Source organism: Prochlorococcus sp. MIT 1011, from assembly GCF_047305235.1.
Taxonomy (GTDB): Bacteria; Cyanobacteriota; Cyanobacteriia; order PCC-6307; family Cyanobiaceae; genus Prochlorococcus_B.
In genome coordinates this window covers 242,719-266,171 of record NZ_CP138983.1, presented here as the reverse complement: position 1 = coordinate 266,171, position 23,453 = coordinate 242,719, and the positions used below count along the sequence as shown (strand labels likewise).

Genomic DNA, 23,453 nt, shown 5'->3' with positions numbered 1-23,453 from the left:
CGAGAACCTGCGTTTATATTTAGAGGACGGGGTTTGATGTCTTGTCCTTTGGTCAGAAAATGATCTTTACTAAGAAAAACAAAAAAACAATCTAGTTGAAGACTGAGATCTGAAAATGAATTTACTTAATCAACGAACAAACTGACTCAAAAGTTAGAACCCTCAATGGGGTTGAGCGCAGATACCACGCTATGCAAGACAATAAATAACTCTACACTTAAATAAGATAATTAACTAGGGTAAATGAGCATATTTAAGGCAACGCAAACAATTCACGTGCATTTTGAGTAGTTTTTTCTGCGATTTCAGAAAAGCTTTCATCTCTAAGCTCTGATATTTTTTCAACCACATACTTTACGAAAGATGGTTCATTCCTTTTCCCTCTATTAGGAACAGGCGACAGGAAAGGGCTATCAGTTTCAACTATGAATCTACTTGGCGGAACTTCTTTCGCACATTCATGGATATCAATAGCATTTTTAAACGTTACATTTCCGCTAAAGCTTATGTAAAAGCCAAGAGCAAGGAACTCTCTCATCTCTTGAACTTTTCCACTCCAGCAATGCATAACACCTTTTGGGCAGCAACCATCTTTGGAGAGCTTCGAAAAAACTTCTAACATTTCTTTTGCGGCATCTCTGCAATGAACGATCACAGGTAAATTCAATTCAAAAGCTAATTTCAATTGCGGCATTAAGATTGATAACTGCTCACTCAAGTTCTCTGCCTTAAATAGATCAAGTCCTAATTCTCCTATCGCGACAACTCTACTGTCATCAAGAGCTGCGTTTTTTAAAACATTTAGAGTCTTATCATCCCAATGATGTGCATCCAACGGATGAACTCCAACCGAATATCTTATTTCTTCAAACTGATCAGCCATTGACTTAATAGCTGGGATTTCAGAAGGTTCTACACAAGCGTGTATTAAAGCTTTAACCCCTTGGGATCTCCATCTTTGTGCAACTTGTTTTCTATCTTCATTAAAGTTAGAAAATACAATATGGCAGTGGCTATCAATGATTGAACTTTTGGACTCGTTCAAGATGAAAAATAGAATGTACTTTTATTAAAGTCTAGATTATTAATTCTCAAACAACTTCCTTCATAACCTTCTTGAGAGCCACGCTTAGTCTAGATTTCTGATTAGCACCAGTATTTCGATGCATAACACCTTTTTTAACGGCTTTATCAATTTTGCTAAATGCTAGATTAAATGTTTTTTGAAGATCTGATTTAGATTCTTCGCTTGGTTCTTTTTCAAATATTCCACAAGCTACAAAGCATCGCTTCATTAAAGTGCGAACTGTAGATTTGTAATTTTTGTTTTCAAGGCGGTTGCGTTCCGCAATTTGAATTCGCTTTTTAGCTGAGTTGTTATTTGCCACGGAGGCTTAGTGTTTTAGTCTTATGTTAATCCACACTACCTCAAGACCATGAAGAAGATCTACATAAATCAAAATTAAGGCATAAGATAATCAAATTGAACCAATAGCCAAAAGTTCATGACGCAAATAATTAATAAAGATGAGGTTCAAGAAACCCCGTCAAAAAAATTGACCATAAAAACGACTCATAATATTGATCAGGCTCAGATTGAGCTCAAGAGAATCACTAATAGAACATCTGGAACCGTTCAAGATAAAGCTATAAAGGTAGTTGAAGATATTCTTGAAAACGTAAGCAAAAGGGGCGACGATGCGCTTAAAGAATACACTTCTCGCTTTGATGGATTTCTAGCGGAAAATTTTCAAGTTCCATCAGATTCAATACTGAAAGCTTGGGCAGAGACTTCAAAAGAGCTACAAGATTCACTTTTATTGGCAAAAAAAAGAATTGAACAATTTCACAGTCTTCAAGTACCAAAAAATATCACTTATACCGGACCGCATGGTGAATCACTAGGACGAAGATGGAGCCCTGTTGAGAAAGCAGGTATCTATGTTCCTGGTGGAAGAGCCGCATATCCAAGCACCGTATTAATGAATGCTATTCCTGCTTATGTTGCTGGAGTCAATCAAACTATTATGGTTTCTCCGGCCAACGCTCAAGGGGAGTTAAACAAAACTGTACTAGCTGCAGCACACATTACAGGTATCAATAAAGTTTTTCGTATTGGAGGCGCTCAAGCCATTGGCGCGCTTGCTACTGGAACCCAATCAATTCCAAAAGTAGATGTAATTACTGGCCCAGGAAATATTTATGTAACTTTGGCAAAGAAGAAAGTCTATGGGAAGGTAGGAATTGATTCTTTGGCTGGTCCAAGCGAGATCCTTATAATCGCTGATGAATCAGCAAAGTTGAGACATGTTGCTTCAGATATGTTGGCCCAAGCGGAACATGATCCTTTAGCTTCAGCAATACTAATAACTACTAATAGAAAATTAGCGGAAAAATTACAGTCAGAAATTGAACGTCAATTAAGTGATCATCCAAGATTAGAAATATGCCGAGAATCAATCACTAAATGGGGCTTAATAGTCCTATGTGATGATTTAGAAACTTGTGCAAAATTAAGTGATTCTTTTGCCCCAGAACATCTTGAATTACTTGTAGAGAACCCAAAAGAACTATCAAAAAACATCAAGAATGCTGGGGCGATATTTATGGGACCATGGAGCCCAGAGGCTATTGGAGATTATCTTGGGGGGCCTAATCACACTCTCCCAACTTCAGGTACTGCAAGATTTGCTGGCGCTCTTGGAGTTGAAACTTTTATGAAAAATACTTCACTTATAGATTTCTCAAAAGAAGCCTTTAATGAGAATAAAAATGCAGTTGTGCATTTAGCAAATAGTGAGGGGTTACACAGTCACGCAGAATCAATACGAATGAGAGATTCTAAATCTTTTTAAGTGATTCAACGCCCACTTCGTCATTTTCTACTTTTCCAACTAAAACTTCATCTGTCAGGTTTACAAAAAGTCCATTTTCAAGCACACCTGGAATGTTGTTGATTTGACTCTCCAAGAGTTCGGGTTGTTCAATACCATTACTAAAAGTTAAATCAAGTATCAAGTTCCCCTGATCAGTAACTATGGGTCCAGCTTTTTTCTGAGCCATTCTTAGATTCCCTTCTCCTCCAAGATTTTTTAAAGTTTTTTGTACTTGTTTCCAAGCAGAAGGAAGAACCTCTACTGGCAGTTTGAAATCAAGATTCAATTTCGTAACAAGTTTTGTTGAGTCAACAACAACTACGAATTTTTTAGCCAAAGCTGCTACAAGTTTTTCTTGCACATGACAAGCCCCTCCCCCTTTAATGAGTTGAAATTTGGGATCAACTTCATCTGCACCATCAATTGCAAGATCAATTTCTGAAACTGAGGAAAGAGATTTAAGTGGTATTCCCAATTCAGTAGCAAGAACTTCACCTTGAAAAGATGTAGTTACTCCAACAACATCTTTAATTTCTCCTGATTTCAGTTTCAGAGCAAGAGCTTCAATCATCAAAGCTGCCGTAGAACCAGAGCCAAGGCCAAGAATCATCCCATTTTGAATTTGATCTACAGCAGCTTGCGCAACTGCTTGTTTCATTTGATTTTGAAGATCCATTTAGTCGTACCTTTTCGAGTGACAGTAGCAAGATTTTTAGCTTATTCCTGGCAAAGCAGCTGGCTTAATAGAAAGATTAATCTCTTTATTATTTCTAAGTACTTCCAATTCAAATGGCTTACCTATTTGAGCATTCTCAACTTGAATAAGTAAAGACTTAGGATCTTTAATTGCATTCCCCTCTGCATTAATCACAAGATCACCACGTCTTAAACCTCCCTCCTCGGCTGGGCTTTGAGGGATAACAGATTGAACAAGGGCTCCTGATCGTTCAGGCAAAAAAATCAATGAATTTGGATCTTGATTATGCTCTTTGGCTATTCTTTCGTTCAGTAAAACCAACTGAGCCCCTAGGTAAGGGTGAACGACCTCACCATTAGTAAGCAATTGATTTGTAACTTTTGAAGCAAGATTGATTGGGATTGCAAATCCAAGACCAGCACCTGGGCCTGATCTAACCAAAGTATTTATCCCTATAATTTCTCCATTTGCATTTATCAATGGTCCTCCAGAATTCCCAGGATTAATTGCTGCATCAGTTTGAATTAAATCCAATCTCTTATCAGAAAAGCCAAGAGTGTTAATGTCTCTATGAAGACTACTTACTATGCCTAGCGTGACAGTGCTTTCAAGGCCATAAGGAGTTCCAAGAGCAATTGCCCAATCCCCGACTTGAATATCCTCTGAATCACCCAATTTTGCACTTTCTAGACCAGGAAATTCTTGAATTTTCACCAAAGCTAAGTCAGTAATTTGATCAGTTCCTAATACTTTTCCATCAATTTGATTTCCATTTTGAAGAGTGATTATTACACTATCAACTTTTTCAACTACATGAGCGTTGGTGAGGACTAATCCAGAACTATCGATTATCACCCCAGAACCTTGTCCCCTCTCTTTCTTTGGGGAAGCACCCAAATCGCCTAGAAGATCTTTTAGTAAAGGATCTATCAAATCTGATTCAAATTCGTCCGTTTGAATTTTCCTTTCAATATCAATTCTCACTACCGATGGTGAAACCTTACTGGCTACGTTAGCAACAAAACTATGTGCTTCTTTTACTTTAGAATCTTCTAAAGCAAATAGAGATACTGGCCTAAACAAAAAGCAAAAAAGAATTAAGGAAAGAAAAAATATGTTGCTAAGTCTCCTTATAATTTCTAATTTTTTAAGTCCCAGCATAATTAGTCAAAACTTACTCAAATAATAAATTAGATCAATGCAAAATAAGAAGAACTTGATTTTAGAGGTAACCGAAACCTTGATCTAGTAATATTTAATTGCCTGACGGTACCTCTTTAAATAGAGGCGGGTCAAAACTTAAACCGCTCGGGCTTCCCAGCCCGACTTCGACACTGCCTTTTGTCTAATCAAACCGTTACAGAATTGAAAGTTCTTGCAACAAAGTCAGCAACTATTTATGGCTTTGATGTAACCGATCTTAGAATGTTCACACATCTAAATCCCTTGTCAATTCAAGTAAATATCCGACACAAAAATCCTGAAAAGAAAGTCACAATTGATGACTGTTCCAGTCTTAATCAATATATTGATGAAGCTATTCAAGGCTCTTCAATCCTTGATCAGCCTTTCACTCTAGAAATCAGTAGCGAGGGAATTGGTGAAATCTTAACTGAGGAAAAAGATTTTCAAGTTTTTAAAGGCTTTCCAATTGAAGTTACTTATCAGGATTTAAAAAAAATTGAACAACAAACAAATGGTTTGCTTCTAAAAAGGACAAATAATGATCTACAAATAAATCAAAAAGGGAAAACTCACCGAATCCCAGTCGAAGACATTATTCAAGTCCGACTTACAACACCTTCTGGTTAAAATCTAGATATCAACTATCTAACCCAATCATTCTCATCTTTATATCCCATCATCGATGGCTCTTGTTCTACTCCCAGGTTTAAATAACTTAATTGAAGACATTAGTGAGGAAAAAAAACTTCCATCACAAGTTGTCGAAGCTGCTTTAAGAGAAGCACTTCTAAAAGGTTATGAAAGATATCGAAGAACTCTATACTTGGGTATCAGTGAAGATCCTTTTGAAGAAGAATATTTCAGCAACTTTGATGTTGGGTTGGATTTAGAAGAAGAAGGCTATAGGGTTTTAGCAAGTAAAATAATAGTTGAAGAGGTTGAGAGTGACGATCATCAAATAGCAATATCTGAGGTTATGCAAGTTGCTGATGATGCTCAAGTTGGAGATACCGTTGTCCTAGATGTCACTCCAGAGAAAGAAGATTTTGGAAGAATGGCTGCAGCCACAACCAAGCAAGTATTAGCTCAAAAATTAAGAGATCAGCAAAGAAGAATGATTCAAGAGGAATTTGCTGACTTAGAAGATCCTGTGCTAACGGCCCGAGTCATAAGATTTGAAAGGCAATCAGTAATTATGGCAGTAAGTTCAGGTTTAGGAAGGCCAGAGGTGGAAGCAGAGCTACCAAGAAGAGATCAATTGCCAAATGATAATTATCGAGCAAATGCAACATTTAAAGTATTCCTAAAAGAAGTTAGTGAAATCCCGAGGAGAGGGCCACAACTTTTTGTAAGCAGGTCAAATGCTGGCCTGGTTGTCTATTTATTTGAGAATGAAGTTCCTGAAATTCAAGAAGGCTCAGTACGAATTGTCGCTGTTGCTCGTGAAGCGAATCCACCTTCAAGAGCAGTAGGTCCTAGAACAAAAGTGGCTGTTGACAGTATTGAAAGAGAGGTGGACCCAGTTGGAGCATGTATTGGGGCCAGAGGGGCCAGAATTCAACAAGTAGTGAATGAACTTCGAGGAGAGAAAATAGATGTAATTCGTTGGTCTTCCGACCCTGTTCAATACATCTGTAATTCATTAAGTCCTGCGAGAGTTGAAGTGGTAAGACTTGTAGATCCAGAAGGTCAGCACGCCCATGTTCTAGTTCCTCCAGATCAACTTAGCCTGGCCATTGGTAGAGAAGGACAAAATGTAAGGCTTGCGGCAAGGCTTACAGGATGGAAAATAGATATCAAAAATTCACAGGAATATGATCAGGCCACTGAAGATTCTGAGGTTGCAGAACTAATATCTCAAAGAGAAGAAGAAGAGTCTTTACAGAGAGAAGCTGAGCAGAGATTAGAGGCAGAACAGGCAGCTAGAGCTGAAGAAGATGCACGATTAAGAGAGCTTTACCCCCTTCCTGAAGACGAAGAAGACTTTCCAGATGATGAATTATCAGAAATCCATACTGATAACACTGAAACTGTAACCGAAGAAAGTGATATTGAAGAAACAATCGAAGAGGCGATGACTGATGAAGATAAAATAATTACACAAGAGGAAGGAACCCGGTGAGTCAAAGCCCCATTCTGCGTAGGTGTGTAGCTTGCAAAAAAGTTCTTGATCGCAAGTGTTTTTTAAAAGTTACAAGAGATTTTCAGAATGGAGTAGTTCTCTCAGGCGGAATGGGAAGATCAGCCTATCTCTGTCCTACTGAGTCATGTTTTGAAGAAGCTTTGAAGCGTAAAAGATTACAAAAAGCTTTGAGATGTGATATTCACTCAAGCGTTTTCAATATGCTCCAAAAGCAACTTAATACCAGCATTGATTCAAATACTGAGGCATGATGTTCATAAAGAGAACTCAGGCAACTCAAAACCCAAATCTAAAGTTCAAGCACAACATTAATGACCAGCAGCGGCAAAATCAGAATTTATGAATTGTCCAAGGACTTAAACCTTGACAATAAAGATGTGCTAGACGCGGCTCGAAAACTTGCCATAGCAGCAAAGAGCCACAGCAGCTCGATAAGCAGTCTTGAGGCAAATCAAATCAAAGATTTTCTTAAAAAAAGCAATAGTGTAAAAACGACCAGTAAACCCAGCAAAAAATTAGATAAACAAATTCTTTCCGTTAAAAAAAATCCTGTCAAAACTCAAAAGGATCAGAAGACTGAACTTAAGCAAAATTCCCCCGATCAATCAGAGTTTTCACCAGCAAAGCTAAATATACCTTTAAAGCCAAGTAAAACATTGGTTGAAAACAAAGGATCCTCTCAAGCTAACAACCAAAAAACTTTAAAAAATAAACTTCCTGCACAGCAACAAATAGCTGCACCCTCTAAACCAAACAAGCCATCACCTCCAAAGCCAAGAGAAGAAGTAAAACCAACTATTTCTAAGTCCTTAACGCCAACGGATCGAGCGATTCCAGGTTCCGAGCAAAAAAAAGGTAACACATTCATTCATCAACCAAAGAGTTCTGAATCAGCTAAAAAGCCAATTATTCAACCACCACAAACTAATCGTCAGGAACCAAATAGACCATTAGCACCACCAAGCAGACCCAAAATAAATATTGAAGCTAAAAAACAGCTACAACCTAATAATCAAAAGCCAAAAACAAGAATTAATCCAGGTGATATTTCTCCTCAGAAAGTTGGACCAGGGAATATCCAAAGAATTAAAAGTCAAAACAAACAGAATTCACCTGCGAGATCCCCTCAGCCTCCAACCAAAGGAAATACTCTTGAACTTGTAGGAGCCCCAATACGAAGAGAAAAACCTACAAATAGACCTCGGACGAACGAAGCAAGCAAGAAACCATTAATGCCATCCAAACCTGGTGCACCAAAACCGCCAGTCTCTGCAAATCGTCAAGGATTATCAAATCGACCTGAACCTATTAACAGAATGGGAGGACCAAGTCGCCCTAGTCCTCAAAACAGGCAAGGACCTAATCGAGGTGGAGTAGCTAATCGACCTCCTCAAGGTCAAAAGCGTCCAGGGGGTAATAATCGATCTGGAGCTCCAGTTCGTGCTGGATCTTCAAATCGAGATCGAGCTGGAGCCCCAGTTCGTGCTGGATCTTCAAATCGAGGCGGAATACAAAATAGGCCTGGAGTTCCTATCAGGTCTATCAGTGGGCCAAACCGTTCTAATAATCGTCCAGGGGTTCCATCTGGCATGAGAAAACCAGTTGCACCTAGTGAATTGATGCAACTGCAAAAACCACAAGCCAGACCAAATACTCCACAAAGAAAAACTGATTCCGCAACTAGTCCTAGGCCAAAAAGAGAAAACTCAACTGGCGCAAGGCCACCAATAAACAGGCCAACACCAGCAGCTCCTAAAAAGCCAGCTCATAGGCCTGGTGGCTCCGCTGCAGCTCCAAGAAGAACAGGCAGACCTGACTGGGATGACAGTGCGAAGCTTGATGCTTTAAGAAATAAATCTCCTCAAAAGCAGCGTCAAAAAGTCCACATCATTGGAGAAAATGATGACGCACTAACTGCAGAAAGAGGTGGATTTGCAGGGGAACAACAAGCAGTTGTTCTCTCAGCAAGCTTGGCTAGGCCATCAAAGCCTAAATCAGGTAAGAGAAACAATGGGAAGCCTTTAACTGCTCTGAAAAAACGTAAAAAAGAAACAACTCGCCAAAGACAAAGAAGACGTGCGATGGAATTAAGAGCCGCTAGAGAAGCAAAACTTGTAAGACCTGAAATGATTGTTGTTCCAGAAGACAATCTCACAGTTCAAGAGCTTGCTGACATGTTGAGCGTTGAAAGTTCCGAAATCATTAAATCATTATTTTTCAAAGGAATTACTGCAACTGTCACTCAATCATTAGATCTAGCGACAATCGAAACAGTTGCGGAGGAATTCGGCGTACCTGTTCTTCAAGATGATGTTGAAGAGGCTGCGAAAAAGACAGTTGAAATGATTGAGGAGGGAGATTTAAAACACTTAATCAGAAGGCCTCCTGTCGTTACGGTGATGGGGCATGTGGACCATGGGAAAACCTCCTTACTTGACGCGATAAGAAAAGCGAGAGTTGCAGCAGGAGAGGCTGGAGGCATAACACAACATATTGGTGCTTATCAAATTGAGACTGAACATGATGGATCAACTAAGAAACTAACTTTTCTTGACACTCCTGGACATGAAGCCTTCACAGCGATGAGAGCTAGAGGCACAAGGGTTACAGATGTAGCGATTTTAGTTGTAGCTGCAGATGACGGCGTTAGGCCTCAAACCCTTGAAGCTATAAGTCATGCAAGAGCAGCAAAAGTTCCCATTGTCGTAGCAATTAATAAAATCGATAAAGAAGGATCTTCTCCCGACCGCGTAAAACAAGAGTTATCAGAACAGGATTTATTATCAGAAGAGTGGGGAGGAGACGTAGTGATGGTTCCCGTTAGCGCCATTAAAGGGGAAAACATAGATAAACTTTTAGAAATGGTTTTACTAGTAACTGAAGTAGAAGATTTACAGGCAAACCCAGATAGATTGGCAAAAGGTACAGTTATTGAGGCACACCTAGATAAAGCGAAAGGCCCAGTTGCAACTTTACTAGTTCAAAACGGCACCCTTAAGTCAGGAGATGTAGTCGCAGCTGGTCCAGTGCTTGGGAAAGTAAGGGCAATGGTAGATGAAAATGGATCAAGAATTAAAGAGGCAGGTCCATCTTGTCCAGTAGAAGCACTTGGATTCAGTGAAGTACCAACAGCTGGTGATGAGTTTGAAGTTTACCCAGACGAAAAGGCCGCAAGAGCAGTGGTTGGAGAACGTGCCACAGATGCTAGGGCAGCAAGACTTGCTCAGCAAATGGCTTCCAGACGAGTATCACTTTCTTCTATGTCTGGACAAGCAAGTGAGGGTGAACTTAAAGAATTAAATATAATTCTTAAAGCTGATGTTCAAGGAAGCTTAGAAGCGATACTTGGTTCTTTAGAACAGCTCCCTAAAGACGAAGTCCAAGTAAGAGTATTGCTATCAGCTCCAGGTGAAATTACTGAAACTGATGTTGACTTAGCAGCAGCCTCTGGCGCGGTCATAGTTGGATTCAATACTTCAATGGCATCGGGTGCCAAACGCGCAGCTGATGCGAATGGTGTTGACGTAAGAGATTACGAGGTTATTTATAAGCTTTTAGAAGATATCCAATTAGCCATGGAGGGTCTTCTAGAACCAGAAATGATAGAAGAAGCCTTAGGGGTTGCTGAGGTAAGAGCAATATTCTCTATTGGCAAAAGTGCCGTTGCTGGTTGCTATGTAACAACTGGAAAAATACAACGGAATTGCCGGGCTAGAGTCAAACGAGGAAAGCAAATCGTTTTTGAAGGCGATCTAGATTCACTAAAGAGAAATAAAGATGACGTAAAAGACGTATCAACTGGATTTGAATGCGGAATAGGTTGTGATCGCTTTGCAAACTGGGAAGAAGGAGATCAAATAGAAGCCTTCAAGCTTGTAACTCAAAGGAGAAAGCTGACTAATTAGTTAACCTTATTAGTCAGAGCTAATACCTGAATAAATATAATTAATAAAAGCTAGAAAACTAATTTGCTTCCTCTTTACTCCTGTCCTTAAACAACAAAAATCCTAGAATAATTAATGCTGAGAGTTGGATTGCAAGATCATTGATAGATACGGTATCTCCCGCAATGATATTTGTAAGCATAATAAACAAACCTAGGGCCGCTGATCCAAAGAGTGCGATCCAAACAGCTCTTCTCAAGCCCCGATAAGGATTTTTAGTCTCCTTCAATAGTCGAGCCCTTAAATTAGGGTCCAGATTGGATTCAGGCTTATTAGAGTTACTCAAAAAAAAATTAAATTAAAGATGATAAATTTATTCTAATGCCGGTGTAGCTCAGGGGTAGAGCAACTGATTCGTAACCAGTAGGTCGGTGGTTCAATTCCACTCATCGGCATAAGCCAAAATTAGATCTAGATTTATTTTTTGAAGTGTTCTTTAAGTTAAGGAAAAATATAAACAAATAAACTTAAGAATTCATTTACAGGTTAGAAAATATCTAAGAATTACTTAACTTAATAGAAGAAAAATTAAAGTCAGGACTGATGATCTAGATAGTGGAACAACAATAATTACTATTGCTCACTAATTACAAGACAAGGCACTGGGTTGCTGTTTAACAAGCTCAAAGAATTCTTGTTTCAGACTAGGATCATGTCTAAAATCGCCTCTTACTACTGAATTAATCATGCTTGTATTGGGCTCTTTAACTCCTCGCCAACACATACAAAAATGTTTAGCTTTAACAAGAATTGCTAAACCTTTTGGTTCGCATAAGCTTTCGATTTCATCAGCAAGAATCATGACAGCTTCTTCTTGGATATGAGGCCTAGAAAATACCCAATCAGCTACACGAGCAAACTTTGATATTCCAATAACTTTATCTCCAGGCTTAATTCCAATCCAGCAGTCACCGATAATTGGGACTAGATGATGCGAACAAGCAGAGCGAACACTTATTGGCCCAAGAGTATATATTTCATCTAGATTCTTAGCATTTGGGAAATCTGTAACTTTAGGTTGTTTCTTATATCTACCTTTGAAAACTTCGTTTATGTACATTCTTGAAACTCTTGCTGCAGTGTCTTGAGAGTTATGATCATTATCTACATCAATTAATAATGACTTAAGTAATTCTTTTACTCTCATAGCGACTTCTTTTTCAAGACTTTCAAGTTCGCCTGGAAAAATATATTCGGAAATATTATCGTTTGCGTGAAATCTTGCACCCTCAGATTGCAAACGATGACGAATAATTTCTGAAGTTAGTTGAAAAGATATTTTTTCTTTAACACCTTGCTCTGTCGTATTAGAAGTCATAATTTGTATATGAAAAATTAAAAAGCAGTCTTCACTTAAAACAATAACCAAAAGACCCTAACACAATGGGTGCTCATAAGGTGGAAACAAAGAGTGGGTCACCACTGAAAAAATAAGCAAGTTAATCTCTCAGACTCTTTGATGATATTAACTTCTAACAAGAAAGAACTATAAACAATTGCTAGCTATGAATTGTTCCTTTTATAAAAGTTTTCTCGATTAATGTATTGAGTATTTCCTAGATCACATATCCAAGAAGAAGCTGTCATGACTCTTGCAAATAAAATTGATATCAAAACTTGAAAGAAGTTTTTACTAAAGCTCCATTAATGTCCTCTTTGTCATCTTTCTCGATAACAAAGATAGCTGGAGTAACTGTGACACTATCGTTCACTTTAAGATCGTAAAAAGCTTCCCAAGCTAAAGGATCGTCATAACCACTGTCATCTCTGTGTGTTTCAGCTGTTCCAATACCGAATCCAAGCTTATTTCCGTCAATAAACGCATCATTCCATAAGAATCCAACAGACCAAGTATTTCCTTCCTCAACTTTATTCATAGAAGTATCAGGACTATCATCGTTTTCAGGATTCTTCCATCCTATTCCTCCACTCAAGCTGTAATCGTCTCCAAATTTATAGCTACCACTAACCCCGAAAGAGGAGTAGTCGTTAATATCAGGGGAATTGTCAGTCCTCCCGTTGTCAGACTGTGTGAATGCAGCTGCAAGAGTAAATTTCTCATCAACCCAGGCCAACTGAGTTGTTATGTGGTCTTTTCCTTCATCAGTTAAAAACCCAATAGAAGAATTTGATGCGTCTTCTGAAACGAAAAGTGCAGAAGCAACTAATTTGTCATGGAACCAAGTAATTCCAGCACCAGCCCCCATTTTTTTGGAATAAGTATCATTCGCTCCCGCCTGGTTTAGTACAAATAGAACTCCATCTCCTGGATAAGCACTTGGCCACGCTCCAAGCAAATCATCTTGACGAAGCTTGAGGCCAAAAGTTACTTGAATATCATCTCCAACAGGGAACTGATAATAAGCCTTATGAAGTTCTAACGAATCACTACTACTGAAAGCAGTATCTAATCTTGCCTCACCCATCATTCCGAAGGGTTCCATCATGCCAAAATTGCCAATGCGAACAGCAGTTTTAAGCATGTCTTGACCTGTGAAACTGGTCATAAACATTAACTTTGTATCGTAATGAAAAACTGTTCCATCCTTTTCGTCAGCAGTAGACATTCCACCCATTCCGCCCATTCCAGAATCGCTCACGCCATCTACTCCACCCAAAACAAAAGTCGTTTTACCCATAAACATAGTTGAGGGGTATGAATCTCCCATATTCATATGACTACCATGGTGATCATGATGACCTTTGTGCTTTTCACCTCCTGCTTGAACAACCATTGGAGTCATGAAACCTAAGGCAGCGGGGATTGAGAGTAATTGAGTAAAGAGTCTCATATGTCTTGGTGTGCTAGCAAAACTAGTAAAACTATTCATGCTTCACGAAGCTAGCTTCTCAGGCTTGATAAAGGAATGAAACGTGTGCCTTTAGATACAAAAGATTATTTTTTAGTCTTTGCCAGGAAAAAACCGAAAACTAAATTTCCATCAAAATCTTGTTTCAACAAAGAAGCAATAAAGAATAGTTGGATTATTATTTTACTTATCTGTTCTAGATTTCCTAAAATACTCAATGACAAAACTCTAGGAATAATTAGTCTAGAGACTAGTTTTACTAGCCATGACTAGACGAATGAACAAACTCAAGCCTATTCTCTCTATAATTATTCTCTCTATATCATTTTCACTAGTAGGATGTTTAGATAATTCTCAAAAAAATGGTACTCCCTCTCTTTTTGAGACAAAAATAGAAGCCGAAAAAGCAGCAAAGGATTTCAATTGCACTGGAGCTCATAGAATGGGTGATAAATGGATGCCTTGTAAAAGTCATGCTGCTCATGAAGAGAAAGAAAATAACAAGTCAAATAATGGACATCACCATCATCACTAAATTCTTGAACAATAAATGACATCCCAAAATAGCACTAATCAAAATGAGACCGAAGGGCCTTCTCATTGTGGAAGTAAACCAAAAAAAATTGCATTTGGAATAGCACCACTTGGATTTATTTCCATTGGAATTGTTCCTATGGGGATTATTAGCATTGGAATTGTTCCAATGGGTGTCGTTTCTATTGGCGCAGTAGCCATGGGAGTATTAAATGCCTCAATAGTCGGAATGGGAATATTTTCTGCAGGAATAACAACCATGGGTCTAAAGGTATGGAGTCCAGAAAATAATGCTATTCAGGAGTCAATCAATCGTTCTAATTCTCCATCTTCAAAAAATATTTATGCCTATCCAACTAAAGCTCAGGCAGAGATCGAAGCAAAGAAGATCGGATGTGTTGGCGTTCACAAGATGGGTAAATTATGGATGCCTTGTGCAACCCATATCAACCCTAACTAATCTTGAAATTATTAAGAATTTAAAGTTGCTGTAAAAGCTTCTGGGCAATATATCTACAAATAAGTGAAATTCATTACTATTTTCATAAAAACTTAGAGTTTAATTAACTTTAGAAAAGTGATCTTAATTGATCTAAGAATATATATCTTCGACTAGTATTGAACCCTTTTCACAGATTTGTTGCTGTGAAGGAAACTCTTGATCGGAACAACAACATTCTCCTCTATCAGAATTGTTTATCCAATTAATTATCCCTGTTCGAATTGGTTGAGGACATACGTCTCCTTCTTTGAGATGATTAATTTCTTCGCTTGTTAAAGGATCAGCATGTTCAATAAAAAGAGACTCTTTAAGTCTAAAAGAACATGTCTCATCCCATTGTTCAAAACAATTTATATGATTTATAAAATCATTCCATGCCTCTTTGATTGATCTATATCCCTTTCTTTTTAATTCTTTTCTAAAAACAGCTTTGATGAATTCATTAAAATTTACTAATTCTTGAGATGTAAAAGGTTGGGTTCTTTGAGCTTTAAGTGCTGACAATTGAAGATTATTTTCAATTAATTGAAGCCTTTGTTCAATTGTTTGAAATCTAGAATCTATCGATTCAACAGGAAGGTTCTCTATTTGATTAACAAAACAATCAGATACAAAACTAACCAATGATTTGCCAGAAATCCTGGCACTCTCTTTAATCTTTTCTAAGAGTTTTGGATCAATACTTACATTAAGTTGCGTTCTCTTCATGATTCAATCAATAAAAGGACGAATTAGAAATCAACTTGTTCTATTTTATTCAAACTAAAATCAAATCGTTGTTATTTTCAGATTTCTTGATCTAATCCTATCTTCTTAGAGTCTCATTAAATAGAGCCAATAAAATTAAGGAGATTTTGAATTCAATTCTAATTACTCCTTGGAAGCAAGATCAATGAAATTACACAAAGAACACTAATAAGTGGGCCTGGAGGCAAATTCATAAACATAGCAAACGAAAAACCAATGATCGATAAAACTAATCCAAATATGGAAGCTCGAACCATCGCAACCCATAGAGAGCTAGCTTTCTGTAAACCCAACAAAGTTGGAGTTGAGAGTAATGCAATCACAAGGATGACCCCGACTGCTGACATTGAGCTCACAATGACAAGTGCAGTGGTAAATCCCAGAGCTAAATTCAAAAAAGACACATTAACGCCACTTGCAGCAGCTCCTTCTGGGTCTAAACCAATATGAACAAGCTTGTCGTACCCAAAAAGCATTAGGCAAATGAATGCCGAGAAAGCAATCAAAGTTCTTAATAAATCGCTCAAATTTGCAGTTAATAAATCTCCAAACAAAACAGCCTCTAAATCAATCCTGATTCCAAGTAAAGGTATAAGCAAAACACCAAGTCCCATCGAACCAGAAAGAATTGTATTCATTACAGCTTCATAATTTTGATTTTTCTTATTTGTCAAACTTTCTGCTGCAATAGCTCCCACTAATCCGCTTAAGACACCTCCAATAGATGGGTCAATCCCAAGCGCCATAGCCAAGGCAAGTCCTGGCAAAACACAGTGTGAAATCAAATTGACTTGAAGAAGCCTTTTATGAGTTATCAATACAGTCCCCATGGCAGGGCAAAGCACTCCTGAAAAGAAAGTTATCAGAAGAGGAATTATCCACCAATTTGTATTGATAAAAGACATTACGCAAATGATTCAGTATGTTCAGTAAAGAGATCAAATTAAGATCTTGCTAATGAATACAAGCAAGCCTGACATCACTAAAAGACAGCAACAGCTTCTTAATGAACTCAAGAGATGTAGTGATGAGTTGAGTGGACAAGAACTGCATAGAAAACTTCATAATGGTGAAAAGACAATGGGTCTAACGACTGTATACAGGAACTTGCAAGCGTTAGTAAAGCAAGGATTGATCCGCTCGAGGCACCTCCCGAACGGCGAAGTCCTTTATGCCCCAGTTGAAAGAGATATTCATCATTTAACTTGCGTAAGCTGCGGAGAAACTACTCAATTGAAGGGATGTCCCGTCAAAACAATGCACGTACCCCAAAAAGCCTCTAAAAAATTTGAGCTGTTGTTTCATACTCTTGAATACTTTGGTCTCTGTCAAAATTGTTCCCAAGAATTGAATGCTTGATGGAATTGCATAAATATCAATCACAACTATATTTTCCATCTTAAATAATTAATTGAACTAAGTTTTTCCTGCACCTCTTCTGGGTTACCAGAAGCCAGAATAATCTTATCTAAAACAACAACCTTGTCATAAGCATTTAATGATGTTCCCCAATCGTGACTACTAACGAACACTGTCAATCCAGAATCAGCTAACTGACGGATAATTAATAGGAAATCTTCCTTTGCGGGGGGATCAAATGCGGAACAAGGTTCATCAAGTAAAAATATTTTGGCAGGATTCATCAAGGTTTTTGCGAGTAACGCTCGTTGTTGCTGACCACCGGATAAAGCATCAAGTCGCCTTTTGGCTAAATGAGATATTCCAACACGTTGAAGAGCCGCTTCTAATTCACAACAAGTCGATTTCGAATAATTGACTCGACCTAAAGAAACTAATCCTTCAACAGTAATTGGAAAACTCCAATTCAGCTTCCCCCTCTGAGGCATTAAAGCCACTTGAGATCGATTATTTCTCAATGGTTTTCCGTCAACAGTAATTTCTCCTTGATCCGGTTTGCTACTCCCTTGCAGCAAGCTTAATAATGTGGACTTACCAGCACCATTCGGACCAACAAGAGCAGTCAAAGTACCTTTTTCAAGCTTTAGAGAAACCTTGCTTAAAGCAGGCTTATTTTTACTTGAATAAGAATATGTCAAATTTTCAGCAATCAAGCTAGGCATCAATTAGAGGATTTGCTGACAAGAAACATAATATACTTGCCAAGATCAAATGAAAATGATTATCGTTTTAGATACACTTTATATTTTTAATGTCGAATTTTTCAAATCAGTCAAAAAAGGCTAAACCCATAATCAATAAAACAGTTCTCAAAAGTTCTATTGTTGCTGGAGCATTTTTATTTTCTGGAATTCATCAGAGCGCACAGGCAAATTCAAAATCAATTGTTGCTGTAGAGCCATTAGTCTGCGATGTCGTTTCTGCAATTGCACCACCCTCTACTCCCGTAACCTGCTTAATTGAAAGAAAACAAGATGTTCATGATGTCAAGATCACCCCAAGGCAAGCTCAAACACTAAAAAGTGCGAATCAAGTATTTACGCTTGGTTCAGAGATGACCCCTGCAATTAAAAAATGGTTAGATAATCCCTTAACTGTTGTCGTTGGTGTAAGTGCAATAGAAATAGACGCTTATCATGACGACCACGATGATCATTCAGCTGCTAAGGATGATGACCACGATGATCATGGTGATAGCCATGGAGAAGGAGCTTTTGAATGGGCTGGTGTTTTTGATCTTTCAGCAGGAACATACAAATGGTCTTTTGCCAAAGTCGATGGAGACTATGCTGATCCTGCAATGAAAATGGTTATTCTCAATTCTGGTGATATTGAAGCATCAGAGGAGCTTGCTAAAGAATTATTAGGATCCAAGGATTCAGAAACCAAACGCAATAATGACAAACTTGTTGCGCAGGAAAAAGCATATTTTCTTTCATTCAATGAGAAGAAAGACATCACAACATTTACTGTAGAAATCAAAAAAGCTGGTAAATATGCATTCTTTACTGAGCATATGCCTTTTGAGTTTGAAGCCGACGAACATTTCTTTAAGGATGTTTCAGGCGACGATGTTGAACCTATAGCTCAAGTCCCAGATGAAGGCGATCATCATCATCACCATGACCATGGTGGGCTAGATCCTCATATCTGGCATGACCCTCATAACATCATCAAGATGGGAAATGTCATTTCTAAAAATATCAATAAGAAAATTTCCTTCTTTGACAGAGAAACAAAAAAAGTTTTAAAAGAAAGAACTCAAGCCGTTAATTCTATTTTGGAAGATCTCGACTTATGGACTCAAAAACAAGTTGCTACAATTCCTACTGATCGAAGGACAATCGTTTCTAAGCACAAAGCGATGGAATATTACGGAGATGCATTTGGCTTGAAGACTTTGAGTCTATTAGATTTCCTTGGTGGTTCTTCCAGCCTTAGACCAGAGACTATTTCTACGGTAATAGCTGAGCTCAAAGAAGAAAACGTGAACGTCTTATTCGCTGAGCAAAAGCCTCCTTCCAAGCTATTAAAAAACTTGAGCAGACAAACTTCCTCCCCTATCGCAAGAAATCAAATCTTTGTTGATGGTCTAATGCTAGAAGGGAATACTGTTTCAGTAGCAGTACACAACACATGTACAATTGTTGATTCGCTTGGTGGAGAATGTGATGAAAAAGAGGGTGAGAAACTAGAGAATAAATGGAATTCCTTAACTAACCCTTAACTTTTAAGGTTGAAATAATGTCTAGCTTTATCAAAGGTAGACATTATTTCAACTCAATGTTTCAACCAAAAGGATATAAAGCTTACAAACAACATTGGGAAGACCAAGCAGGTTTCATAGATAAGCCACCATGGAATAAAGACAAGATCTTAAAACTTACTATCTCAACTGATTTCGTAGAAAATCTAAAAGAACTTCAATTTTCAAACCATTCGCTAAAAAAAGAGAAGGGAAAACATACATTAAGAGTAAAGGTTCCATACAACTATTTTGATCTTGATGACTTTTTAATGAAATCACTAGAATTATTGGATATCAAAGAGAATTGGTTAACTGATATTTCTCTTGATAATTCTCATTGTTCACATTATTAAGTAAAAAAAATGAGCAACAAGCAAAAAGTACCGGTGACAATACTGACTGGTTTTCTAGGATCTGGAAAAACAACTCTACTTAATCGAATCCTGAGTGAAGAGCATGGTAAAAAAATAGCTGTTATTGAAAATGAATACGGTGAAGTTGGCATTGATCAAGGATTAGTAATCAATGCTGACGAAGAGGTCTTCGAGATGTCCAATGGTTGCATTTGCTGCACCATTCGGGGTGATCTTATTCGTGTACTTGGAAACCTCATGAAGAGGCGAGACAAATTTGACTATGTATTAGTTGAAACTACTGGCCTTGCTGATCCTGGTCCTGTCGCTCAGACATTCTTTATGGACGATGAAATCCGTGAGGAGTTTTCACTTGATGGAATAGTCACACTTGTTGATGCAGCCCATATAGAGCAACAACTTGGTCGAAGTGATGAGAGTTCGGAGCAAGTTGCCTTTGCTGACGTCCTTGTCCTAAATAAAACCGATCTAGTTTCAGATGAATCACTTGACAACTTAGAATCACGGCTACGCGATATGAATCGTATGGCTCGTGTCATACGCAGTAAACAAGCAGACGTCTCAATTGATACTGTGCTAAATCTAAGTGCTTTTGATCTAGATCAAGTACTTCAGCGTCGTCCAACTTTTCTTGAACCAGAATACCCATTTGAGTGGACAGGTGTTTTTTCACTTGAAAAAGGTCGCTATGAACTTACGCTCGAAGAAGGTCCAGACCCCACAATGTCTCTCGTCCAGTTATTAGACCAAGGTAAAGACGAGACAGCTCTTAACACAGGTGCTGAATCATGCGTGAGACTCTACGCAGAACAAGAACAACTTATGAATCCAGGGGATTTGGTTCCAGTCGGCAAGCATGTGAGCCTTCAACTTCAATCCGAAGGGACTAAGTCCTTTTTCATAGATGTTGATAAGGCAAGGGATATAGGTCTATTCACGCAACATACAGCCGAAGAATTTAATATGAAATTAAAGAAAGTAAATACTCCTTCTAAAGACGATATAAAAAATGATCAGAGCATCTCTATAATTTCCCCAATAGCTGAGAGGGGTTGGGTGGCCGAGCACGAACACGACGATGAAGTTGGTTCATTCGCTATCGAGAGAGTAGGCGATGTAGATCCAGAAAAACTCAATAAATGGTTAAGTCGACTCCTATCAGAAAAAGGTGTGGATATATTTCGTACGAAGGGATTCATTAGTTATGCGGGCGAGTCTAAGAGAATAGTTTTTCAAGGAGTACATATGCTCTTCACCGCCCAACCTGATAAAGAGTGGGGCAATGAACCTCGCCGCAACCAACTCGTCTTTATCGGTAGAAACCTTGATCAAGCAGAAATGAGTAGAGAGTTTGACAAATGTCTGGTATAGAAGCATTTAGTCCAAAAGGAATGCTTCATGAAGGTTGGTCTGCTCAAGTTGACGACTATGCGATTGTCTGCGGCTGGGCATTACAAGGTAAAACCTTTTTAGTAGGTGATGTTGCTGGAGGGCTTTACGCATTTGAGGGGAAATCTGGAAAGCTTATTTGGCAATCAAAAGACATACATAAAGGTGGCTTACTAGCAATGTCTATTCATCCAGATGGAAATACTTTTGCAACTGCTGGCCAGGATGGACATGTGTGTATATGGGAAAGCAAAGAGGGTAAGTCAACTAAAAATTTGGAACTAGGGAAAGGATGGGTTGAACACATCAAGTGGTCCCCAGACGGAAAATTTTTAGCAGTAGTTTTTACTAAATACGTCTATGTCTTTGATGAAAATGGTCAAGAACAATGGCGATCAGAGGAGCATCCCTGCACTGTCAGCGCGATTTCTTGGTCTAATTCCAATGAATTAGCCACAGCATGCTACGGCCAAGTAACTTTTTATGATGTAGTAGGCGACAAGATCAATCAAAAGTTGGAGTGGCGAGGCTCACTGGTATCTATGGTGCTTAGTCCAGATGGAGACATAGTGGCATGCGGCAGTCAGGATAATTCTGTTCATTTCTGGCGTCGTTCCACTGATCAAGATTCAGAGATGACAGGCTACCCAGGTAAACCAAGCCATCTAGCTTTTGATCAAACCGGTACAGTCCTTGCTACCGGGGGTAGTGATCGAGTGACGGTTTGGAGTTTTCAAGGCGATGGCCCTGAGGGCACTGTGCCAGGAGAGTTAATGCTTCATACCGAACCCATCTCATGCCTTGCTTTCTCACATAGCGGGATGCTTTTAGCTTCTGGCGCGCGCGATGGTTCAGTTTTTTCTTGGTTTCTCCAAAAAGATGGTCAGGGTGATCCAGTTGGTGGTGCATTTGCAGGTGACCTTGTAAGCCAAATCGCTTGGCATCCTGATGACACTGCCTTGGGTGCAATAAATGCAAATGGAGGAATTACGGTTTGGGAGTTTAAGGTTCGGACAAAAACAGCACCTCAAGGATTCGGATAAGGTCAAAATTTCTTATTTCCAATAGATACTCGAGAGCTGCTCGATTGCTATTGCTTAGAAAATTAAAAATTCAACAAGAGTAGTTTTTACTGATGTATAAATATTCCACATAACTTATATATGGTTATAACCCACTAGAGGACTCAATGAAAAAAACAATTCTTTGGCTTCAAGAATTACTCATTTCAATGGGAAATGCTCTATTTCATCCTTATAAAGAGAACTCACCTCCAAGTTTTGAGGCGCAGCCTTTCAAAGATGACCCTTATAAGAACAGAGGGATTGCATAAGTTAAGGTCAAAATTTTTTTAAATTTCAAAGAGGGGTTCAAGTGGGCCTCTTTTTTATTATCTATTTACGAGAAGAAAAAGTAACGACCGAACCATAAAGAATTAAAGAATGTGCTTTAATAGTCCAATGAATACACAGATTAAGAAGAAGTTAAGCACTAGCAATTCTGGCGTTAACTTAAAAAAAACCGACAACAAAAAACCTACTTGGCGTTTTGAAGTAGAAGGTAGCGGTCAAAGAAAGAGATACTTAAGGTCTCTTAAAGACAAAGCTGTAGCTTGATTTATAGCCTTTTAATTAAAACAACTTCATCTAAATCAAACATAAAAGCTAGCCAACCAAGAGAGGGGAAAAGTCCCTGTGAGATTTTCATTAAAATGGTACTTTCAAGCGATTTAGAGTTTCCAGAGATCAAAAAACCTTGAAAAAATTCTATGAATTTAATTGCTAGTTATAGAAATAAAGGTTTTGAATCTGTTGCAGATGGCGTGATGTCATTTTTTGATCGTCGTACAGACTTGCATCGCAATGGAATCGCCTTTAGTAATGGGGCAAATAATGATTCAGATCCTGCAAAAATTTCTACAGATATCAGCCTTGTAGCAATAGATCGAACTGATCCAGAATCATTTGCTTTGTCTGAAGTAATAATAAGAGGAGTCAATGCTGGTCTTCAAAAATACCTTGAAGAACGCCCACTTTTTAGCGAATGCGCTCCTGAACAATCTCTCTTTGTTAATCCCATTTTCAATTTACAACGTTATGCTCCTGGGGAGGGGTTTAAGAAATGGCACTGTGATTGGACTATTAGCGAAGAAGTGACCGAACCAGTTCACAGAGTCTTAGCTTGGATTCTGTATTGCAATGATGTCGATTCAGGAGGAACAGAATTTCACTGGCAGGAATTTCATGAGACAGCGGAACGAGGAAAACTAGTTATTTTTCCCGCTGGTCTTACACATATTCATAGAGGTCGAGTTAATAAGACTCATCCAAAAACGATCGCGACCGGATGGATCAATGCCGGTTCAAGAGATTCATATATTTCTAGACTAGCTCGATAGTTAATTACTAATTTCATTCATTTAATAAGACCTCTCATTAGGAATATTCAATCTTATTGCCACTAATTCTTTAATGAATCACGAGTTCACATCTAGATTGATAATAATTTTTGAATAAACTTCAACAGATTGGGAATGTATTGTGTATCATCAAACGACGTTCAGCTCAATTTGAGTCGCAGTTAGA

At 38.3% G+C, this 23,453-nt stretch carries 25 protein-coding genes and 1 tRNA gene; 16 read left to right on the top strand and 10 right to left on the bottom strand.

Annotated elements, in window-relative coordinates:
* Positions 1-253: 253 nt before the first annotated feature.
* Positions 254-1,045 (bottom strand): TatD family hydrolase, encoded by a 792-nt coding sequence (locus SIB75_RS01415; protein WP_413683664.1) that lies wholly within the window; start codon positions 1,043-1,045, stop codon positions 254-256.
* A 46-nt stretch (positions 1,046-1,091) separates the two neighbouring features.
* Complete coding sequence (gene rpsT / locus SIB75_RS01410; protein WP_413683663.1) at positions 1,092-1,388, bottom strand: 30S ribosomal protein S20; 297 nt, start codon at positions 1,386-1,388, stop codon at positions 1,092-1,094.
* Between the two features lie 117 nt (positions 1,389-1,505).
* Between rpsT and hisD the strand changes: the two genes are divergently transcribed.
* Entirely contained in the window at positions 1,506-2,855 is a 1,350-nt protein-coding gene (gene hisD, locus SIB75_RS01405; protein WP_413683662.1) for a histidinol dehydrogenase, read from the top strand.
* Here hisD and rpiA read toward each other — a convergent pair.
* Positions 2,842-3,552, bottom strand: coding sequence for a ribose-5-phosphate isomerase RpiA (rpiA, locus tag SIB75_RS01400; protein WP_413683661.1), 711 nt, complete (start codon positions 3,550-3,552; stop codon positions 2,842-2,844). The genes hisD and rpiA overlap by 14 nt on opposite strands.
* Positions 3,553-3,588: 36 nt before the next feature.
* Positions 3,589-4,734 carry a trypsin-like peptidase domain-containing protein gene (locus tag SIB75_RS01395; protein ID WP_413683660.1) on the bottom strand — a complete coding sequence of 382 codons (1,146 nt, stop codon included), beginning with the start codon at positions 4,732-4,734 and terminating at the stop codon, positions 3,589-3,591.
* Between the two features lie 180 nt (positions 4,735-4,914).
* On the opposite strand from SIB75_RS01395, the gene SIB75_RS01390 reads away from it, so the two are divergent.
* The 4 genes from SIB75_RS01390 to infB are packed head-to-tail and all read left to right on the top strand — an operon-like array spanning position 4,915 to position 10,806.
* Entirely contained in the window at positions 4,915-5,385 is a 471-nt protein-coding gene (locus SIB75_RS01390; RefSeq protein ID WP_413683659.1) for a ribosome maturation factor RimP, read from the top strand.
* A gap of 55 nt (positions 5,386-5,440) precedes the next feature.
* Positions 5,441-6,880 (top strand): transcription termination factor NusA, encoded by a 1,440-nt coding sequence (gene nusA, locus SIB75_RS01385; protein ID WP_413683658.1) that lies wholly within the window; start codon positions 5,441-5,443, stop codon positions 6,878-6,880.
* Positions 6,877-7,152 carry a YlxR family protein gene (locus tag SIB75_RS01380; RefSeq protein ID WP_413683657.1) on the top strand — a complete coding sequence of 92 codons (276 nt, stop codon included), beginning with the start codon at positions 6,877-6,879 and terminating at the stop codon, positions 7,150-7,152. The genes nusA and SIB75_RS01380 overlap by 4 nt, the downstream gene beginning before the upstream one ends.
* A 60-nt stretch (positions 7,153-7,212) precedes the next feature.
* Entirely contained in the window at positions 7,213-10,806 is a 3,594-nt protein-coding gene (gene infB / locus SIB75_RS01375) for a translation initiation factor IF-2 (protein ID WP_413683656.1), read from the top strand.
* Between the two features lie 58 nt (positions 10,807-10,864).
* Here infB and SIB75_RS01370 read toward each other — a convergent pair whose 3' ends face one another.
* Positions 10,865-11,131, bottom strand: a complete 267-nt coding sequence (locus SIB75_RS01370) for a DUF3493 domain-containing protein (protein ID WP_413683655.1) — start codon at positions 11,129-11,131, stop codon at positions 10,865-10,867.
* A 37-nt stretch (positions 11,132-11,168) separates the two neighbouring features.
* On the opposite strand from SIB75_RS01370, the gene SIB75_RS01365 reads away from it, so the two are divergent.
* A tRNA-Thr gene (locus SIB75_RS01365) sits at positions 11,169-11,240 on the top strand.
* Between the two features lie 188 nt (positions 11,241-11,428).
* On the opposite strand, the gene folE is transcribed toward SIB75_RS01365, so the two are convergent.
* Together folE and SIB75_RS01355 are read right to left on the bottom strand one after the other, a co-directional pair.
* The gene (gene folE, locus SIB75_RS01360; RefSeq protein ID WP_413683654.1) at positions 11,429-12,163 is read right to left on the bottom strand and encodes a GTP cyclohydrolase I; all 735 of its coding nucleotides are present in this window, start codon (positions 12,161-12,163) and stop codon (positions 11,429-11,431) included.
* A 292-nt stretch (positions 12,164-12,455) separates the two neighbouring features.
* Positions 12,456-13,676, bottom strand: a complete 1,221-nt coding sequence (locus tag SIB75_RS01355; RefSeq protein WP_413683653.1) for a hypothetical protein — start codon at positions 13,674-13,676, stop codon at positions 12,456-12,458.
* Between the two features lie 244 nt (positions 13,677-13,920).
* Here SIB75_RS01355 and SIB75_RS01350 point away from each other — a divergent pair, with 244 nt between their 5' ends.
* Together SIB75_RS01350 and SIB75_RS01345 are read left to right on the top strand one after the other, a co-directional pair.
* A complete protein-coding gene (locus SIB75_RS01350; RefSeq protein WP_413683652.1) occupies positions 13,921-14,190 on the top strand; it encodes a DUF3721 domain-containing protein in 270 nt (89 codons plus the stop codon).
* A 15-nt stretch (positions 14,191-14,205) separates the two neighbouring features.
* Positions 14,206-14,649: a hypothetical protein gene (locus tag SIB75_RS01345; RefSeq protein WP_413683651.1), complete on the top strand. Its 444-nt coding sequence runs from the start codon at positions 14,206-14,208 to the stop codon at positions 14,647-14,649.
* A 132-nt stretch (positions 14,650-14,781) separates the two neighbouring features.
* Here SIB75_RS01345 and SIB75_RS01340 read toward each other — a convergent pair whose 3' ends face one another.
* Together SIB75_RS01340 and SIB75_RS01335 are read right to left on the bottom strand one after the other, a co-directional pair.
* A complete protein-coding gene (locus SIB75_RS01340) occupies positions 14,782-15,399 on the bottom strand; it encodes a hypothetical protein (protein ID WP_413683650.1) in 618 nt (205 codons plus the stop codon).
* Positions 15,400-15,557: 158 nt separating this feature from the next.
* Positions 15,558-16,343: a metal ABC transporter permease gene (locus SIB75_RS01335; RefSeq protein WP_413683649.1), complete on the bottom strand. Its 786-nt coding sequence runs from the start codon at positions 16,341-16,343 to the stop codon at positions 15,558-15,560.
* 52 nt (positions 16,344-16,395) lie between these two features.
* Between SIB75_RS01335 and SIB75_RS01330 the strand changes: the two genes are divergently transcribed.
* Positions 16,396-16,797: a Fur family transcriptional regulator gene (locus tag SIB75_RS01330; RefSeq protein ID WP_413683648.1), complete on the top strand. Its 402-nt coding sequence runs from the start codon at positions 16,396-16,398 to the stop codon at positions 16,795-16,797.
* Between the two features lie 26 nt (positions 16,798-16,823).
* Here the strand turns inward: SIB75_RS01330 and SIB75_RS01325 are convergent, their stop codons facing one another.
* On the bottom strand, positions 16,824-17,519 hold the full coding sequence (locus tag SIB75_RS01325; protein ID WP_413683647.1) for an ABC transporter ATP-binding protein: 696 nt from the start codon (positions 17,517-17,519) through the stop codon (positions 16,824-16,826).
* 89 nt (positions 17,520-17,608) lie between these two features.
* Here SIB75_RS01325 and SIB75_RS01320 point away from each other — a divergent pair, with 89 nt between their 5' ends.
* The 7 genes from SIB75_RS01320 (at position 17,609) to SIB75_RS01290 (ending at position 23,266) form a co-directional block, all read left to right on the top strand.
* The gene (locus SIB75_RS01320) at positions 17,609-19,084 is read left to right on the top strand and encodes a metal ABC transporter solute-binding protein, Zn/Mn family (protein ID WP_413683646.1); all 1,476 of its coding nucleotides are present in this window, start codon (positions 17,609-17,611) and stop codon (positions 19,082-19,084) included.
* A 17-nt stretch (positions 19,085-19,101) separates the two neighbouring features.
* Entirely contained in the window at positions 19,102-19,458 is a 357-nt protein-coding gene (locus tag SIB75_RS01315; RefSeq protein WP_413683645.1) for a hypothetical protein, read from the top strand.
* A gap of 9 nt (positions 19,459-19,467) precedes the next feature.
* The gene (locus SIB75_RS01310; RefSeq protein WP_413683644.1) at positions 19,468-20,850 is read left to right on the top strand and encodes a CobW family GTP-binding protein; all 1,383 of its coding nucleotides are present in this window, start codon (positions 19,468-19,470) and stop codon (positions 20,848-20,850) included.
* Positions 20,838-21,911, top strand: coding sequence for a WD40 repeat domain-containing protein (locus SIB75_RS01305; RefSeq protein ID WP_413683643.1), 1,074 nt, complete (start codon positions 20,838-20,840; stop codon positions 21,909-21,911). The genes SIB75_RS01310 and SIB75_RS01305 overlap by 13 nt, the downstream gene beginning before the upstream one ends.
* Positions 21,912-22,057: 146 nt before the next feature.
* Positions 22,058-22,201, top strand: coding sequence for a hypothetical protein (locus SIB75_RS01300; RefSeq protein ID WP_269608881.1), 144 nt, complete (start codon positions 22,058-22,060; stop codon positions 22,199-22,201).
* A gap of 127 nt (positions 22,202-22,328) precedes the next feature.
* Positions 22,329-22,484 carry a hypothetical protein gene (locus SIB75_RS01295; protein ID WP_413683642.1) on the top strand — a complete coding sequence of 52 codons (156 nt, stop codon included), beginning with the start codon at positions 22,329-22,331 and terminating at the stop codon, positions 22,482-22,484.
* Positions 22,485-22,636: 152 nt separating this feature from the next.
* A complete protein-coding gene (locus SIB75_RS01290) occupies positions 22,637-23,266 on the top strand; it encodes a 2OG-Fe(II) oxygenase (RefSeq protein WP_413683641.1) in 630 nt (209 codons plus the stop codon).
* Positions 23,267-23,453: the final 187 nt, after the last annotated feature.

Excerpts from the sequence above, each read along its gene's own strand:
- SIB75_RS01355 (WP_413683653.1), bottom strand. The coding sequence starts at position 13,676 with ATGAATAGTTTTACTAGTTTTGCTAGCACACCAAGACATATGAGACTC.
- SIB75_RS01340 (WP_413683650.1), bottom strand. The coding sequence starts at position 15,399 with ATGAAGAGAACGCAACTTAATGTAAGTATTGATCCAAAACTCTTAGAA.
- SIB75_RS01290 (WP_413683641.1), top strand. The coding sequence starts at position 22,637 with ATGAATTTAATTGCTAGTTATAGAAATAAAGGTTTTGAATCTGTTGCA.
- SIB75_RS01350 (WP_413683652.1), top strand. The coding sequence starts at position 13,921 with ATGACTAGACGAATGAACAAACTCAAGCCTATTCTCTCTATAATTATT.
- SIB75_RS01345 (WP_413683651.1), top strand. The coding sequence starts at position 14,206 with ATGACATCCCAAAATAGCACTAATCAAAATGAGACCGAAGGGCCTTCT.
- infB (WP_413683656.1), top strand. The coding sequence starts at position 7,213 with ATGACCAGCAGCGGCAAAATCAGAATTTATGAATTGTCCAAGGACTTA.
- folE (WP_413683654.1), bottom strand. The coding sequence starts at position 12,163 with ATGACTTCTAATACGACAGAGCAAGGTGTTAAAGAAAAAATATCTTTT.
- SIB75_RS01330 (WP_413683648.1), top strand. The coding sequence starts at position 16,396 with ATGAATACAAGCAAGCCTGACATCACTAAAAGACAGCAACAGCTTCTT.
- SIB75_RS01325 (WP_413683647.1), bottom strand. The coding sequence starts at position 17,519 with ATGCCTAGCTTGATTGCTGAAAATTTGACATATTCTTATTCAAGTAAA.
- SIB75_RS01395 (WP_413683660.1), bottom strand. The coding sequence starts at position 4,734 with ATGCTGGGACTTAAAAAATTAGAAATTATAAGGAGACTTAGCAACATA.
- SIB75_RS01310 (WP_413683644.1), top strand. The coding sequence starts at position 19,468 with ATGAGCAACAAGCAAAAAGTACCGGTGACAATACTGACTGGTTTTCTA.
- SIB75_RS01305 (WP_413683643.1), top strand. The coding sequence starts at position 20,838 with ATGTCTGGTATAGAAGCATTTAGTCCAAAAGGAATGCTTCATGAAGGT.
- nusA (WP_413683658.1), top strand. The coding sequence starts at position 5,441 with ATGGCTCTTGTTCTACTCCCAGGTTTAAATAACTTAATTGAAGACATT.
- SIB75_RS01315 (WP_413683645.1), top strand. The coding sequence starts at position 19,102 with ATGTCTAGCTTTATCAAAGGTAGACATTATTTCAACTCAATGTTTCAA.
- hisD (WP_413683662.1), top strand. The coding sequence starts at position 1,506 with ATGACGCAAATAATTAATAAAGATGAGGTTCAAGAAACCCCGTCAAAA.
- SIB75_RS01300 (WP_269608881.1), top strand. The coding sequence starts at position 22,058 with ATGAAAAAAACAATTCTTTGGCTTCAAGAATTACTCATTTCAATGGGA.
- SIB75_RS01335 (WP_413683649.1), bottom strand. The coding sequence starts at position 16,343 with ATGTCTTTTATCAATACAAATTGGTGGATAATTCCTCTTCTGATAACT.
- SIB75_RS01320 (WP_413683646.1), top strand. The coding sequence starts at position 17,609 with ATGTCGAATTTTTCAAATCAGTCAAAAAAGGCTAAACCCATAATCAAT.
- rpiA (WP_413683661.1), bottom strand. The coding sequence starts at position 3,552 with ATGGATCTTCAAAATCAAATGAAACAAGCAGTTGCGCAAGCTGCTGTA.
- SIB75_RS01295 (WP_413683642.1), top strand. The coding sequence starts at position 22,329 with ATGAATACACAGATTAAGAAGAAGTTAAGCACTAGCAATTCTGGCGTT.